The organism is Pseudomonas sp. p21 (assembly GCF_001642705.1).
Taxonomy (GTDB): Bacteria; Pseudomonadota; Gammaproteobacteria; order Pseudomonadales; family Pseudomonadaceae; genus Aquipseudomonas.
Window position 1 is genome coordinate 220,968 of sequence record NZ_LWBV01000007.1, and the last position, 15,263, is coordinate 236,230.

The 15,263-nt window shown below is 65.8% G+C and carries 17 protein-coding genes; all 17 read right to left on the reverse strand.

The features are described 5' to 3' along the window. Position 1: 1 nt before the first annotated feature. The 17 genes from A4C63_RS20175 to A4C63_RS20255 all read right to left on the reverse strand — a co-directional run bounded on the left by A4C63_RS20175 (position 2) and on the right by A4C63_RS20255 (position 15,219). A complete protein-coding gene (locus A4C63_RS20175) occupies positions 2-1,912 on the reverse strand; it encodes a sigma-54-dependent Fis family transcriptional regulator (RefSeq protein WP_063914257.1) in 1,911 nt (636 codons plus the stop codon). A 437-nt stretch (positions 1,913-2,349) separates the two neighbouring features. Continuing rightward, on the reverse strand, positions 2,350-2,580 hold the full coding sequence (locus tag A4C63_RS20180; protein WP_063914258.1) for a hypothetical protein: 231 nt from the start codon (positions 2,578-2,580) through the stop codon (positions 2,350-2,352). A gap of 558 nt (positions 2,581-3,138) precedes the next feature. Next, positions 3,139-3,987 (reverse strand): CsgG/HfaB family protein, encoded by an 849-nt coding sequence (locus A4C63_RS20185; RefSeq protein ID WP_063914259.1) that lies wholly within the window; start codon positions 3,985-3,987, stop codon positions 3,139-3,141. 33 nt (positions 3,988-4,020) lie between these two features. Beyond that, positions 4,021-4,434, reverse strand: coding sequence for a curli assembly protein CsgF (locus A4C63_RS20190; protein WP_063914260.1), 414 nt, complete (start codon positions 4,432-4,434; stop codon positions 4,021-4,023). Beyond that, positions 4,431-4,832 (reverse strand): curli production assembly/transport protein CsgE, encoded by a 402-nt coding sequence (gene csgE / locus A4C63_RS20195; protein ID WP_063914261.1) that lies wholly within the window; start codon positions 4,830-4,832, stop codon positions 4,431-4,433. The genes A4C63_RS20190 and csgE overlap by 4 nt, the downstream gene beginning before the upstream one ends. Beyond that, positions 4,829-5,356 carry a type II secretion system protein gene (locus tag A4C63_RS20200; RefSeq protein WP_063914262.1) on the reverse strand — a complete coding sequence of 176 codons (528 nt, stop codon included), beginning with the start codon at positions 5,354-5,356 and terminating at the stop codon, positions 4,829-4,831. Before A4C63_RS20200 ends, csgE begins: the two co-directional genes overlap by 4 nt. After that, positions 5,331-5,705 (reverse strand): type II secretion system protein, encoded by a 375-nt coding sequence (locus A4C63_RS20205; protein ID WP_063914263.1) that lies wholly within the window; start codon positions 5,703-5,705, stop codon positions 5,331-5,333. The genes A4C63_RS20200 and A4C63_RS20205 overlap by 26 nt, the downstream gene beginning before the upstream one ends. A 5-nt stretch (positions 5,706-5,710) precedes the next feature. Further along, entirely contained in the window at positions 5,711-6,190 is a 480-nt protein-coding gene (locus tag A4C63_RS20210) for a type II secretion system protein (protein WP_015270589.1), read from the reverse strand. Continuing rightward, positions 6,187-8,052: a secretin N-terminal domain-containing protein gene (locus A4C63_RS20215; protein ID WP_063914264.1), complete on the reverse strand. Its 1,866-nt coding sequence runs from the start codon at positions 8,050-8,052 to the stop codon at positions 6,187-6,189. Before A4C63_RS20215 ends, A4C63_RS20210 begins: the two co-directional genes overlap by 4 nt. Then, on the reverse strand, positions 8,049-8,558 hold the full coding sequence (locus tag A4C63_RS20220) for a hypothetical protein (protein ID WP_063914369.1): 510 nt from the start codon (positions 8,556-8,558) through the stop codon (positions 8,049-8,051). The genes A4C63_RS20215 and A4C63_RS20220 overlap by 4 nt, the downstream gene beginning before the upstream one ends. Further along, a complete protein-coding gene (pilO, locus tag A4C63_RS20225; protein WP_063914265.1) occupies positions 8,558-9,121 on the reverse strand; it encodes a type 4a pilus biogenesis protein PilO in 564 nt (187 codons plus the stop codon). The genes A4C63_RS20220 and pilO overlap by 1 nt, the downstream gene beginning before the upstream one ends. Next, on the reverse strand, positions 9,108-9,650 hold the full coding sequence (locus A4C63_RS20230; protein WP_063914266.1) for a PilN domain-containing protein: 543 nt from the start codon (positions 9,648-9,650) through the stop codon (positions 9,108-9,110). The genes pilO and A4C63_RS20230 overlap by 14 nt, the downstream gene beginning before the upstream one ends. A gap of 1 nt (position 9,651) precedes the next feature. Further along, on the reverse strand, positions 9,652-10,443 hold the full coding sequence (locus tag A4C63_RS20235; protein WP_063914267.1) for a hypothetical protein: 792 nt from the start codon (positions 10,441-10,443) through the stop codon (positions 9,652-9,654). Further along, complete coding sequence (locus A4C63_RS20240) at positions 10,427-12,232, reverse strand: GspE/PulE family protein (protein ID WP_256202957.1); 1,806 nt, start codon at positions 12,230-12,232, stop codon at positions 10,427-10,429. Before A4C63_RS20240 ends, A4C63_RS20235 begins: the two co-directional genes overlap by 17 nt. A gap of 60 nt (positions 12,233-12,292) precedes the next feature. After that, on the reverse strand, positions 12,293-12,826 hold the full coding sequence (locus A4C63_RS20245; RefSeq protein WP_063914269.1) for a response regulator: 534 nt from the start codon (positions 12,824-12,826) through the stop codon (positions 12,293-12,295). 248 nt (positions 12,827-13,074) lie between these two features. Further along, positions 13,075-13,716: a SurA N-terminal domain-containing protein gene (locus A4C63_RS20250; RefSeq protein ID WP_063914270.1), complete on the reverse strand. Its 642-nt coding sequence runs from the start codon at positions 13,714-13,716 to the stop codon at positions 13,075-13,077. Between the two features lie 12 nt (positions 13,717-13,728). Next, positions 13,729-15,219 carry an ABC transporter substrate-binding protein gene (locus tag A4C63_RS20255; protein ID WP_172827541.1) on the reverse strand — a complete coding sequence of 497 codons (1,491 nt, stop codon included), beginning with the start codon at positions 15,217-15,219 and terminating at the stop codon, positions 13,729-13,731. Between the last annotated feature and the right edge of the window lie 44 nt (positions 15,220-15,263).

Below are 15,263 nucleotides of genomic sequence, written 5' to 3' on the forward strand. Positions count from 1 at the left end.
GTCAGCCGCGCAACTGCTTGAGCTTGCGGTACAGCGTGGCCCGGCTGATACCCAGCGCCTCGGCCGCCGCGGACACGTTGCCCTGATGGCGCGCCAAGGCGCCACGGATCAGCTCCAGTTCGTTGTCCTTGAGGCTACCGGAGGGTGCCGTGCCGCTGGCCAGTTCGTCCAACAGGCAGTCGGTGAGGTGGTCGAGGGTCAACACCTGCTCACCGTCCTCGCGCATCGCCAGCGCCGTGCGCACGACCATTTCCAGCTGGCGGATGTTGCCCGGCCAGTCGAAGCCTTCGAGCAGCGCGGTCAGGGCCGGGTCCAGGGTCACGCCCCGGGCATCGGACTTGTCCAGCAGCCCCTGGATGATCGCTGCCAGATCATCGCGCTCGCGCAGCGCCGGCAAGCGCAGCGACACACCGTTGACCCGGTAGTAAAGGTCTTCGCGGAAGTGCTGTTCCTGCACCAGGCGCTTGAGGTCGCGGTGCGTAGCACAGATCAATGCCACATCGATGTCCTGCTCGTCGCCGGCACCCAGCGGCGCTACACGGCGCTCCTGCAGTACCCGCAGCAGGCGCGCCTGCAGTGCTAGCGGCATGTCGCCGATCTCATCGAGGAACAGCGTGCCACCATGCGCCTGCATCAGCCGCCCGACCATGCCGCCCCGGCGCGAACCGGTGAACGCACCTTCACGGTAGCCGAACAGCTCGGACTCGATCAGCCCTTCGGGAATGGCCGCGCAGTTGACTGCCACAAACGGCTTGTCGGCGCGCGGGCTGGCCTGGTGCAGGGCCCGGGCGACAACTTCCTTGCCAGTACCGGTCTCGCCCAGCAGCAGCACCGGCAGGCCATTGCCCAGCCCCTGGCGGGCCATGCGCAGGTTGCGCGCCAGGCGCGGGTCACCACCGGCCAGGGCGTCGAGTGCCGGCGACTGCTTGCCCAGCGCCGGCTTGCTCACCGGCGTGCTGCCGTTGACCCGGCCATGGCGCGGCAGCTGCAGGGCGCGGAAGTAGAACTCGCCCTTGGCCGTTTGCACGCTGCTCACCCCACCCTGCCACAGACGCGCGATGAAGGCCGGTGATCGTTCACCCAGCAAGTCGCTGCTGCGCCGGCCCAACAGCTCATGGCGCGGCACCTGCAACAGCTGGCAGGCACTGTCGTTGGCGGCCAGCACTTCACCGTCCAGGCTTAACGCCAGCAGGCCATGCCAGGCGCTGTTGAGGTATTGCGGGCGGCTGTGGAAGGCCAGCACCAATTGCTCCGGGTGGCACAGGCCAAACAGACGGCTTTCGATGTTGCCGGCTGCCAGCATCAGCGTCGACAGGCTGTCCTGTGGCTGCGCCATCACCCCTTCGCGGGTGATGTCGAGCACACCGATCACTTCGCCGCGAGGGTCGCGCAGGGGCACCGAGGTGCAGGAGAACGGGCTGAGGCGGTCGAGGTAGTGTTCGCCGCAATTGATCAGCGTCGGCCGACCTTCCACCACGGCAGTGCCGATGGCGTTGGTGCCACGCAATGACTCGCTCCAGCAACTGCCCGGGTGCAGGTCGCGCAGGCCCTCGCGGCTGAGCACGTGGGTCTGGCCTTCGATGGCCAGCACGTTGGCCTGGGCATCGCCAAGGATGACAATGCCGGCCTTGCCCTGGCGCGCAACCAGGTAGTCCAGTTCGGGGGTAACAGCGTCGACCAGCAGGCGGTTGCGCTCCAGCAGCATGCGCAGGTCATGGCCCTGCTCCAGGCCCAGGCCGACCTGTTCACCTTGCAGGCAGTCCAGGCCATGGCCCAGGCTGCGGCGCCAGGAAGCGTCGATCTCGTCACGCAGCATGCCCAGCGGCAGCTCGCCTTCGCTGGCCAGTTTCAGACGGGCCTGGCGAGATTCGTGCAGCGGGTCGTGGGCGTTTGTTATTAGTTGTCGCGCCATTTTCTACTCCGGCTGTGCCCCGCCAAGGTGACGGGGAACGGGCTTGGGAATTTTCCGCAGTGTGCGGGAGAAATGGCTGGGCGTCATCTGGTTGATGGATTGGGGGGGGGCTGGGGTGTATGGCTTGGGTTTTGGGTGGAGGCGGAGATCGAGCGCCGCCCGCGCGGCGCTTCGCAGCACAAGGCTGCTCCTACATCTGTTTCGGGCCAGTCTCGCCTGTACCAATGCACGCGACCGCCTTGTTTGTCCGACTGGATATCGAGGTAGACACCAAGGGGGCGCGCGCCGCTCCCACAGGAATAATTGGCCCGAAACAGATGTAGGAGCAGCCTTGTGCTGCGAAGCGCCGCGCGGGCGGCGCTCGATCTCACAGGCGCCAAATCTCTATCGCCAGGCACCTCGAACCCCAAACACAGAACCCAAGTCAGCCCCCCCAGCTACGGTGCTTTCCCCCGCCCCGCCAACTGCTGCCTCTCTACCCCATCCAGCAACGCTTCCACCACCGCCTTGGCCGAATCCAGCCCATGGTCATTGCTCAACAACAGATCACGGCAGGTCCCCTTGGCCAGCTCCAGTGCCTTGAGATTGGTCGCAAATGCCCCTTTGAGCAGCGTGGACAGGTGCACCAGCGCATCTTCGTAGTCCACCCCAGAACGCACGGCAAACAACGGCGGATGGCTGCATTCGCAGGTGGAGAAACTGGAGGATGCCGTGGTGGCGCGTACGGGAGGATCAGGTAAGCCTTTTGTCATTGTGTCGCTCCTTGATTCACTGGAGCCGCCACAAATCGCTACCAAACGAGATGGTGACGGCTGTACGCAGGTTGGTAGACCGGGAATCAAGGAAACCGGCGCGCACGGAGGCGCCCTACGCACAGCCGCCATAAAACGAAACAGCCGGGCACAAAAAAGCGCCAACTGTATCGCAGAGCGGGCGCTTGTGCGCCTTGATTGATCGCGGGCTACCAAACCCGGCTGCTGGATTTACAGCAGCGGGCAAAGACTACCGATGTCGGGGAAGCGTTTCAAGCGAAGGGAAGGTGCAGTAACACTTCCGTTGACGCCTCTCACTCATCACCGGCCGGCGAATCAGCAGTGATCACCATGTTGTGTCGCCTGCACCGGCCCATTCGCGGGTAAACCCGCTCCCACAGGGACGGCGCGGGCTTCGAGTTGACGCTGATCCTGTGGGAGCGGGTTCACCCGCGAAGAGGCCCTCAAAGCCAATCACGGCTGCTCATTCTGGCTAAGATACTTGTCCACCGTAGCCTGCCCCTCCCCCGCATCCCCCGCCACCTGCCACAGCCGCCGTTCGATCCCCTGCGCCAGCAAATGCCCCACTGCCGCCTCGATCGCCGACAGCACGCACAGCTGCGCCGGTTCGTTGGTGGTGTACCCCACCTCAGCCTCCAACAACTTCTTGAACTCGATGAACTTGAACACCCCGGCATTGCGGCCGACCGAGTAGATGGTCTTGCTGGTCATCACATTGGCCAGTACCTGCCCGGTGCGCACGTCCACCGCACGCAGGTTCACGGTCACCTGGTCGACGCGGTACTCGCGGGAGATATCTATGCCCAGGTAACGAGCGCCCTCGCCGCCACTGCGCACGTTGGTGTCGTAGGCGATGATGCCGCCCTCCAGCATCAGGTTGGCGGCCTGCAGCGGTGGCAGTTCGCCCATGATGTTTTCCGGCACGTCGGGCTTTTTCTGCGAAGCACGGATGATCTTGCGCTCGGTCAGCAGGTTCTGCAGGCCTTCACGCTCCAGCACCACGAACCAACCGCTGGCATTCAGGGCATCCATCAGCATGCTTGCCGCGCCCTGGGTGACGCTGGTGGAGAACGAACTGGCCGGAGTCGGCTTGTACTGCCCGGTCTGGTCGCGGAAGCCATACACCACCGCCATCAACCGGCCCTTGGGCCGTGGCATGTTGATCAGGTCGTAGTAGGTCGACGCCCGTGGGGTCAGGGTCGGGGTTTCCGAGTCCTGTTCGGCGGGCATCGGTTCGCGCAGACCACAACCGTGCAAACCTAGGGCGGTGAGGATCAGCAGCGTGCTCAGCAGACGTTTCATGGTGTTCTCTCCCCAACAAAAAGCCTTTCCCCCTCAAGGGTTCAGGCCACTGACCTCAATGATCGAAATTTCTCCTGTGGCGCGATCGGTGACCTTGATACTCAAGGCCCCGGAATCGTCGATGACGTCGATGAGAAACGCATCGGTCGCCATGCTGCCGGTGTTGCCGTTACTGATGTTGTCCAGCAACTGCGACAACATCCGCGACTCCAGCTGGTTACTGAAGCGCTCCAGGGCCGTGGTGCCGGTAAAGGCCGAGGCACGGTCCTTGAGGTCGGGGTCGTCGTAGTCGTTCTGCGCCTGGGCGTTGTTCAGCAGCCAGGTGCCATTGAGCGGGTTGCCGCCAAAGGCCGGGTTGATCGGGGTGTACACCAGCTCGGTGGCCTGGGCGGCAAATGCGCTGGCCAACAGGCAGGCGGCGATGCAACGGGGTATGTGGTGCTTCATAGCTCGTCCCTCTCCAGATCGGTGGTGTCCTGCAGCAGGCGTTGCAACTTGCGTTGAATGATTTGCTGCTTGACCAGGTCGGCTGCTGCAACGGCCTCGTCCTTGAGCTCGGTGGTGTTCGGTGGCAGAAAGCGCCGGTACACCACCTCGCGCTCGAATTCCACGGTGACCAGGCTGCCCCAGCGGGCATCCGGGCGTTCGCGCACCACCAGGTTGAAGTCCAGGCGGCTGGTGGCGCGCAGGCGGTCGGCAAAGTAGTAGTAAAAGTCGTGGCCGATGTGCGAGATGGTGTTGTCGACGATGAACCCCTGCATCTCGTCCTCGTTCCCGCCCCTGGCCGAGGTGGCCAGCACGGCCATCAGCAGCAGGCCCAGGCACTGCACGGCCAGGCGGCTCATGGCGTGTCTCCCGGGCCGGCATGGGTCTGCACGCCACCGGCACTTTCGGTAAAGGCCTGCTCGGCGACGAACTGCCAGTCGCTGTAGTGCTCCAGCCCTTCGAAACCGCTCCATTCGGCGCTGAAGCCACTGCGCTTGAACGGGGTGGCGTCCGAGCGGCTGTGCACACCGGTGATGCGGCCGTCGATCGAGCGCAGCAGGCCCCATTCGTCACTGTTGGTGATGGGGTCGGGGTACAGCCGGCGAATGTGCCGCCTGGCCTGCGGGAAGCGGTTGTCCTGCAGCAGGTCGGCCAGCTCCTGCGGATACTGGGCCAGCCCCGGCGAGGCGCGGTAATAGCTGCGCAGGGCCTGGGCGTACTGGCTGCCCACCCACAACAGCTGGCGTTCGCGGTCGCGCTGGGCAGCACTGGTCCAGAGCGTGCCGGTGGCGGCCAGGGCCACGCTGCTGACCGCAATCAGCAGCAGCACGCCCAGGTAGGTGAAGCCACCGTTGGCCTTACCATTCCGCGTACAGGCTGCCATCCCGCGCCCTCCCTGTGGCACCGCTCTTGATATCGGCTACGCCACCGGCCACGCCTTCGGGCGGTGGTACCAGCTGCCAGGCATCGCTGCGCTCGGTGATCGGGTCGACCGGGGTGTTGCGCAGGTAACGCTGCTCCACCAACTGTTCCAGCGAGTCCGGGTAGTGGCCGGTGTCGCCGTAGTAGTGGTCCAGCGCCTCGCGCAGCACCGCCAGGCTCTGGCGCAGGGTGGCTTCGCGAGAGCTTTCCAGGCTGTTGAAATAGCGCGGCATGGCGATGGTCATCAGCGTGGCGATGATCGCCAGCACCACCAGCAGTTCGATCAGGGTGAAGCCTTGGCGGCGTTTCATGGCTGTCACCATTGCCCGTAGGGGATGTTGTTGAGGCCTTTGCCACGGGCCTTGGAATAGACGTCAAATACGTCTTCGCCTTCACGCGGGTTGTCGGGGCTGCTGTCGTAGGCGCGCAGCCCCCAACCGCCCTCGTCCTCACCCTTGGCCGCCACCAGCGGGTCGTGCGGTATGCGCCGCAGGAAGTAGAACTTGGCGCCCTTGGCACTGCGCACATCACGCACACCGTCGACCAGCACCTGCAGGTTCGGCGGGTAGCCACTGGCGTCCAGGCGCTTCTCGATGTAACCGGCATCGAACGCTCGCTTGTAAGCGTCGATAGCGTCGCGAATCTGGTACAGCGCCTCGCGCAACTGTTGTTCCTTGCCGCGGCGCACCACGGTTTCGGTCAACGGCGCGGCCATGCTGGCGAGCAGCCCGAGCAGTGCCAGGGTCAGCACCACCTCGATCAGGCTGAACCCCTGCATGCGGCGCTGCGCGATCATGGCCGTGGGCTCCCTTTGGCCGGGGCGACCGCCATCTGGCTGTCCGCCACCGGGGTATCGGTGGCCGGGGCATTGCCAGGTACATCTGCCGGCGGCAGCGGCGCCATTTGCCGCACCTGCATGGCCGACTCGGTGCCGGTGGCGAACTCCATGTCCGACGGGCTCTGGTACGGAAGGTTGCGCACGATGCGCGGGGTGATCGCCAGCACCAGCTCCGACTTGCTCATGTCGTCCTTGTTGCTGCCGAACAACCGGCCCAGGCCGGGGATGTCGCCAAGGCCCGGGATCTTGTTGCCGCTGGCGTTGTGGTCGTTGCGCACCAGGCCGGCCAGCACCTGGGTTTCGCCATCGTGCAGGCGCAGGGTGGTCTGGGCGTTGCGGGTGTCGACCTGGACCGGGATGGTGCCTTGGCGCGTGGCTTCCAGCGGGGTGGCGTTGCTCACCTCCAGGGCTACCTTGATCGCCACTTCGTTGTTCAGGTGTACGGTAGGCTGCACTTCAAGCTTCAGACCCACGTCCAGGTAGGTCACGCTCTCGGTAATCACCGGGCCCTGGGTGGACGGCACCGAGGTGGCACTGATGATCGGTACCCGCTGGCCGATGTGGATGCGCGCCTGCTCGCGGTTGCTGACGCGGATCACCGGGCTGGCCAGGGTGTTGATGTCCTTGTCCTGAGCGTTGATCTTGGCCTGCGGCGCCGGCGCGATGCTGATGCGGCTGGAGTCGATGCCCTTGAGCTGGTCGAGCACGCTGACCGGCTGGCCGTCGGAGCTCAGCACGCCGAAGGTGTTGGGCCATTGCAGGCCAAGGTCGAGGATGCGCGAGGTGGCCACTTCCATCACCTCCACTTCCAGCACCACCTCGGGGTTGGACTGGTCCTGCGATTGCAGCAGCTTCTCGGCCATGCGCACGGCATCGGGGGTGTCGCGCATGGTCAGGGTGTTGAGGCGTTCGTCGACGAACACGTCGCGGGTCTTGAGCATGGTCTTGACCATGTTCAGCGCGGTGTTGGAGTCGATGCTGGTCAGGTAGAAAGTGCGCATGACCAGTTCCTGATAGTCCTTGGTCTTCTGCGGCGAGTCGGGGTAGATCATCAGGGTATTTTCATTGACGATCTTCTGCCGCAGCTGGTTCTGCTCCAGCAGCAGCGCCACGGCGTCCTCGATGCGCAAGTCACGCACGAAGATGGTGGCCTTCATGTCCGGACGCATGTCCTTGTCGAAGATGAAGTTGATGCCGGCGACCTGGGACAGCACTTCGAAGATGGTCTTCAGGTTGGCATCGCGAAACTCCAGGGTCACCGGCCGTTCCAGCTTGCTGCGCAGCTGCGGGAACGGTTGCGCGGTGCGCGCCTGGACATTCTCGATATCGCTGCGCAGGGCCACGCCCTTCTGGTTCTGCGGGTCCAGGCGCAGTACTTCGCGCATGTAGCGCTCGGCACCGAACAGGTCGCCCTGGCGCAGCGCTGCCTGGCCCAGCGCCACGCGCTCGTCAAGGGTGCGGATCAGCTCCAGCTGACGGATGCCTTCCTGGGCGCGGCGGTTGTTCGGCTCCAGGGTCAGTACCCGGCCATAGCCCATGCGGGCGCCAGCGAAGTCGTGGCGAATGCGGTCGGCATCGGCCTGGGTCAGCAGTGCCTCAACCGCAGCCTGACGGCTGTGGGCCATTGCAATGTTCAGCTCGGTGTCACGCGGGTCCTCGCGCAGGGCCTCTTCCAGGCGGGCGATGCCGGCTTCGTACTGGCCCTCCTTCATCAGCTGGTCGCTGTCCTCGCGTACCGCACTGGAGCCGCAGCCGGCAATGGCCACGCACAGCGCCACAAGCAGGAACGGAGCCGGTTTGCACAGCTTTGACGACTTCATGGTGCGCTCCCTACAGACAAAGTCTGCGACTGATGCAAAGGCAGGTAGACCAGGTGCAGCTCGCTGGCCGATACCCGATCGAGGCGGTAGGTGTCTTCGATCACGTCGCCCTGGCGCACGACGTAGAGTTTTTCGCCGCTCTGCAGGAAGATCTGCAGGTCGTCGCGGTCGCCGATGCGGCCGATGAACTGGAATGGCAGGTCCGGGGCGGTCGGGGCTGCGGCTACGGCGGGCGCGGTGACCACGGGTTGTTCGGTGACGGTGGCCAGGGCTTGGGGTTTGGTCCATTGCTGGGTTGGGAAGAGATCTCTTGAGGCCTGTTCCGGCCTATTCGCGGGTAAACCCGCTCCCACAGGGACCGTGGATACCGCCGGTTCTGTGGGAGCGGGTTTACCCGCGAAGGCCGTGACGCCGTCGTCCCGGCCAAACCAGTGCCCCGGGGCCCAGGCCAGCGCCGCACTCACGCCGAGGAAGCCAACCCAGATGACAGCACGTTGTGTGTTCATCATGACCTCGACAGGTAAAGGGTCATGCGCAGGCGGGCGTTGAGCTCGCTGTCGCCAATGCGTTTGCGTTGCAGCTCGAGGTCTTCGAGCACCAGGGTCGGCAGCTGCTTGAGCAGGCCCTTGAGGAAGCCACGAATCTGCGGGTAACTGCCGCGTACCGGCAGCACGATCTGGTAGCGCGCCAGTTGCGTCTTGGGGTCGACGCCCAGGGCGTATTCGCCACGCGCCAGGCTGATGTGCTCGGCGCTGGCCAGGTGGTACAGGCGCTCGATCAGCGCGCTGGCCTGGGGCTGCCCCGGCAGTTGCTGGCGCAGGCTGTCGAGGGCCTGCTGCTCGGGTTTGATGGCGATTTTCAGCTCGCCACGCCTGACCCGCTCGACCTGCACGCGGGCGTCCGCTTCGCTGGCGCGCAGTTCGCGCAGGTTCTGCCATTGCGGCAACACCCCGGCGCAGAGCACGCCCACGGCCAGCAGGCCCACCGCAACCGCAGCCAGGCCGACCGGGCCGACGCGACGCAGGCGCTCCTGGAGGATCAGGCTGTTCAGCGATTCACGGGCGCGCATGGCCGGTCTCCCAGGTGGCGGTAAGGGTGAAACGCACCGGGTGCTCGGGCTGTGCGGCCAGCACCTCATGGTTGAGCAGCGACACATCGCTGAGCTCGGCACTGGCTTCCAGACGCTGGTGGTACTGCAGCATCGCTTCCAGGTTGCGCGCCTCGGCGGTGATGCGCAGCTGGCCTTTGCGCGCGTCGGGGGCCAGGCTGAGCAGCGCCACGTCGTCCTGCGGCTGCGCTTCGAGCATGGCGAACAGTTGCTGCCAGGGCCGTTGCAGCTGCTGCGAGACGCTTTGCATCTGCGCCAGACGCTCGGCCTGTTCGCGGCTGGCGGCGCTGCTCAGCGGTGCGACGGTGGCCGGGCGCCGCCCCAGTTGCTGCTCCAGGCTGTGCACGCTGGCCTCCCGTTCGACCTGCTCGGCCTGCAAACTTTGTTGCAGCAGCACCAGGGCTGCGACCATGGCGCTCCCCACTGCAAGCAGCGACCAGGCCAACGGGCTGCTGCGCCGGGGCTGGAATTCCAGGTCGAGGCGGCGCATGTCAGGCCACCGCCCGCCACATGGCGCACAGCGGGTCGGCGTCGGTGGCCGGCTGGCACAGTTGCACCGCCGCCAGTTGCGGCACGTCGCCCCGACCCGGGGCATGCAGGTAGACCCGTGGCAGGTGCTCGCCGTACAGCTCGCAAGTGCGCTCGATCAGTGCTTGCAGGGCCTGGTCGCTATCGGCGCAGCCTTGCGCCAGCACTTGCTGCCAGGCGCCCCCGGCAGCCAGCAGCAGCACGCTGCGGCGCGGCTCGGCCAGGACGAACAGGAAGTCGCCCTGCTCCAGCTGTGCCGAGCAGCGGTTGTAGGCAGCCATCAGGTACGGCTGCACCGAGCGCAGGCTCAGGTGGCTTTCCCGGCCCAGCGCCTGCAGCCGCTGCAGCAGGGCTTCGGGCAGCGCCGTGGCGATGCGTGCGGCACCGGCCGGCTCGGGCGAGAGCACGATGCGCCAGTCGTCCAGCGGCTGCCCGTAAAGGTTTTCGAAGCAGGCCCGGGCGTAGGCGTCCAGTTCGCGCGGGTGGCTGATGGCATCACTCCAGGGCACCAGGCAGAACCGGCTGTAACGGGCCGACAGCAGCACCCGCAACTGGGCACCGCGCACGGCATGCTCGGCCAGCAACGTGGCCAGGGCGTCGACGGCGGCTTCCCAGGCCGGCTGGGCGGCATCACAGGTGAAGTCGTGGCTGCCCAGCCACTGCTGGCGGTTGGCGTGCCAGCTACCCAGGCCTACACCTTCGGCACCGAGTACGGCGCTGTATCTATAGGAGCCACGATCAGATGAATGTGACACGGTTGATCTCCTCGAGGGTGGTTCGGCCATCACGGACCAGGTCCAGGGCCGAGGCCCGCAGCAGGCGCAGGCCGCGCTGGCAGGCGAGGGTCTTGATCTGCGACAGGGGGCGGCGCTCGACGATCATCTGCCGCAGGTCGTCGTCCAGGTGCAGCAACTCGGCAATGGCGCTGCGGCCGCGGTAGCCACTACCGCGACACTGGCCGCAGCCCTGGGCACGGACGAACCGCCACCCCGCCACCCCTTCACGGGTCAGGCCAGCGCCATACAAGGTGTCGTCATCCACCTCGCACGGCGTCGCGCAGTGCGGGCAGGCCAGGCGGATCAGGCGCTGGGCCAGCACCGCATTGAGCGCGGAAACGAAGCTGTAGGGGTCGACCTGCATCTGGCTGAAGCGGCCGATCACATCGAACACGTTGTTGGCGTGGATGGTGGTGAACACCAGGTGGCCGGTGAGCGCCGACTGCACGGCAATTTGCGCGGTGTCCGGATCGCGGATTTCGCCGACCAGGATCTTGTCCGGGTCGTGGCGCAGGATCGAGCGCAGGCCGCGGGCGAACGTCAGGCCCTTCTTCTCGTTGACCGGAATCTGCAGGACGCCGGGCAGCTGGTATTCGACCGGGTCCTCGATGGTGATGATCTTGTCCACGCCGTGGTTGATCTCGCTGATCATGGCGTACAGGGTGGTGGTCTTGCCGCTGCCGGTGGGGCCGGTGACCAGGATCATGCCGTAGGGTTCGGCCGCCAGCCGGCGCAGGGCGCGCAGGGTTTCCTCGGCAAAGCCCAGGGCCTGCAGCTGCACGCCGCTGACCCGGTCGGACAGGTCCTGCTTGTCGAGTACCCGCAGCACCGCGTCTTCGCCAAAGATGCTGGGCATGATCGATACCCGGAAGTCGATTTGCCGGTCGCCCACGGCAACCTTGAAACGGCCGTCCTGGGGCACGCGCTTTTCGCCGATGTCCAGCTCGGCCATTACCTTGATGCGCGAAATAACCTGGTCGGCGAAGGCACTGCCGCTGGCCTTGCCAGCGCCGTTGAGCACGCCGTCGATGCGGTACTTGATGGTCAGGCCCTGGCCGGTCATGCCCAGGTGGATGTCGCTGGCGTGCAGCTTGAGGGCGTCGTACAGGGTGGAGTTGACCAGCTTGACCACGCGGCTCTGGTCCTCGCTGATGCTGGCCAGCGACAGACGTTGCAGCGGGTCGCTTTCGCTGCTTGCTTCGGTGTCGTGGTCTAGGGCGTCCACGGCGTGGAAGCTTTCTTCGTGGCGGGCCAGGAAGGTAGCCAGGTCTGCCGCGTGGGCCAGGTACAGCGGTGCGCCTTGTAGCACATCGTCGACCCAAGCCAGGCGGGCGTGGTCGAAGGGGTCGGCGAACACGCCCAGCAGTTGACCGCCCTGCTCGATCAGCACGAATTCACGCTTCAGGCACATCGCCAGGCTGACCTTGTCAAAGCGTGGGGTGCTGGCCAGCAGCGATTGGCTGTCCAGCACCGGGTAATGCAGGGTCAGGCCCAGACGCTGGGTGAAGGTATCGGGGGTGTCGCAGGCCAGCTGTTCCAGGCGGGTGAGCAGGCGTTCGTCGCTGGTTTGCAGGCGGGCCTGGGCCAAAAGGTCATGGGGGTAGGCTGAATGTTCTGTTACCTGAGCTGGCCCTTTCGCGGGTGAACCCGCTCCCACAGCATTCCCGCTGCCTTCAAGATTGCAGTGTACCTGTGGGAGCGGGTTTACCCGCGAAGAGGCCGGTGCAGGCGGTAGAGCTTCCTGGGTTGCATCGAATGCTTCTGGCATGGCCTGCGACTCCGCTCAGGGGCGCGTCGCAGGCTGGCTCGGCCAGGGGTGCGGGCGCCGCTATTCCCCTGTGAGCAGTTGATCGTCGTCGGGCCCTGGGGGCTTGGCGCCATTACGGCGGCGGTCGGCCAAAACCCAGCTTCCATCGTACAACTGCAGGGGGAACGATTCGTTCCTGTTCTGGCGTCGTTCGACAAACCCTTCAGCCGGGTTGTCCGTGGCCCTGCGCCGGCGCTCGATGCCCATCAGGTCAAAGATCGCACGGGCCAGTTCCACCAACGGGAACGGCTTGAACAGGACATGGCTCACACCCAGTTCGGCGGCCCGCTCACGCACTTCGACGGTGGGGTGGGCGGTAATCAGCACGAAGTGGCACTGCCTGTTCTTGCGTACGGTCTCCAGAACCTGAAAACCCTCCATGTCGGGCAAGCGGTAATCCAGCACGATCACTTGCGGTGCCAGGCTTGCAGCCTGTTCGATACCACTGGCACCGTCGTGGGCAACATGAACTTCCAGGCCTTGCGCCTGCAGGTACGCTTGCAGGTTCTGCGCAAGGGTCTGTTCGTCATCGACTACCAATACTCTGTTCACCAAGGTCGACTCCCAAGAACTGCCCGGTTACCCGGTCTGCGAAGTGCGCCCCTGTACAGGCTTGAGCAGGCTTCGTGCCAGGCGTGAATAGTCATGCTGCACCACTGTAAGTCATTGATTTGCCGAGGGTGCCGATCAACACCCGTAAGGCGGCGGGCAGGCACACCCGCCCAGTTCCCCACATGCGGGGAAACTGATGGCATACTGCCATTTCTTTATTCCCCAGCATTGGGGAAACGCCATCACGGGCCTCAGTCGGCAATCTCCACGGTAGCGGACGCACGCAAACGTTGGCGCACGGACTGACGCGCCTGCGCCTCCCGCTGCCCGATGAGCGTGGCCCTGGCCAGGACCAGACCCTGTTCGCGTATGATCGAAGGCTTGTCACTTTGTTGCTGCGCTCCTTGCAGGGTTTCCCGGTTGGCATCATAGAATGCCTCGACTTCGGCCTGGCTGGGCGCGGCGACCGCGCTGAGCAGGGCATACACCTGCTGCGCGGCCAGCTCGTGCCGGGTGTAGTCATTGTACTGTGCCCTATCGAAACCCGCTTCCGCCAGCCGCCGTTCAAAAATTGCCGGGCTGCCAGACGCGGCCTCGACTTCGCCGACATGCGCCGACACCTGCTCGTCGCTGATGGCTATGCCGCGGCGCTGGGCCTCCTGCCACAACAGCTCCTTGTCGATCAGTTCATCCAGGGCCTGGTCGCGCAGGCGCTTGTACAGGGTCGGGTTGCGGATGCTGGCCACCGTGCGGCCCTGGGCGTCCAGGTACTCGCTGAAATAGCGCTCCAGGCGCGCCACTTCGATCTCCACACCGTTGACCCGCGCCGCCGCCACTTCGGCCCAGCTTGCCTTGGCCAATACCTGCAACAGGCACAACAACAAAACACGCATGGCAACCTCCGCTCAAGGGCTGTCCGGCACTGGCCGGTACGGGGTGACCGCGGTGAAGCGCGGCCCGGGCAGGGCCACCGCCACCACATGGGCACCGGCCATGCCCTGGCGGCGACCGGGGCCGAAGCCCAAGGCCGGGGTCAGGCCGGTGGGCACATCATGCAGGCCTTCCAGCGCGGCAATCAGCTGCTCGCGGCTGGTGTCACGGCCAGTCTGCTTCAACGCCTCGCTCAACAGCCGCAGGGCGCACAGGGTGTTGACCTGCAACGACGCCTGGCGTGGGTCGAGGCCTTGGCGCTGTTGCAGGCCGGCCAGCGCGGCCAGGCCCTGCTCGGTCCAGTCCTCGGGCACGTAGGGATACGCCAGGAACACCCGTTGCGACCACGCCTCGGGCAAGTGCGCCACGGCGCTGGTCACCTGGCTGGAGGCGGCAAACAGGTACGGCTGGCGGCCAGCGGCCTGCAGCGCCGAGGCCAATTCGGCAAAGGCCTGGGCACGGCCGAGGAAGACAATGCCTTGCCCGTCCACGGCCTGGCCAGCAAAGGCCTGGACGGCGGGTGGTGCCCAGCCCTGCTGAAGCAGGTGTTCGCGCACTTGCTCGGCCAACGCCGCTTGCTCATTGCCGGCATACACCACACGCAGGTCGCCCGCTGCCAGGCCCAACGCCGCACGGGCGTGGCCTGCCAGGCTCAGCAGTTGCGCAGGCAAGCCGGGCAAGGGGTCAAAAATCTGTACGCTGCCGCCACTGCGTGGGGTGCTGCCGATCAGCGGTACATTCTGTGGCGCCAGCAAGGTTGCCAGGCGCTGGTCGAGCATGGGCGCCAATGGCGCGATCAGGGCGAACACCTGCTCCTGCTCCAGCAACTGCTGCAGCGCCCGTTCGGCGCTGGCCGGGTCGAAGCCCGGGTCGAGCACTACCAGTTCCAGGCGTCGCCCGTGGATGCCGCCCTGCTGGTTGAGCTGCGCCAGGCCGTCTTCCAGCACCGCACGCACCACCTGCCCGGCCTCGGCCAGCGGGCCGGACGCCGGCAGCAAGGTACCCAGGCGCAGCACACCCTCCTCCACGCCAGGGTCGCGGTCCTGGGCCAGGCGCTTGAGGTAGGCCGTGAGGTTGCGCTGGTCAGCCAGGGTCAGCTCGAAGCGCGGCATGGCCGGGTCCAGGCGATTGCCGGCCGGGTCGACGCCTTGCTGAATGGCCCGGGCCAGGCTGCTGTCGGTGTATGCCGGGTAGCGGCGGCCGTTACTTTGGCGTTCGCCTTGGCCTTGCGCCAGGCGCTGCCAGTCTAGGCTGGGTGGCCGCACACCACCTTCGGCGCGACCGCGGCCATCGTTGCCGTGGCAGCTGGCGCAGGGCAGCACGCTGGCGGGGACCGTCATGTCGCTGGCGCCGACCCGGGCTTGCAGCTGTGCGTCACTGCTTGAGACGCCCTCGCGGTAGAGGCGTTTGCCGGCTTGTTCATGTTCGGTCAGGTCCAGGGCAAAGGCAGAAAAAAAGGGTGCCATGCCGAGCACGAACGCCAACCAGATCGCAAGCCCTGTGGGAGCGG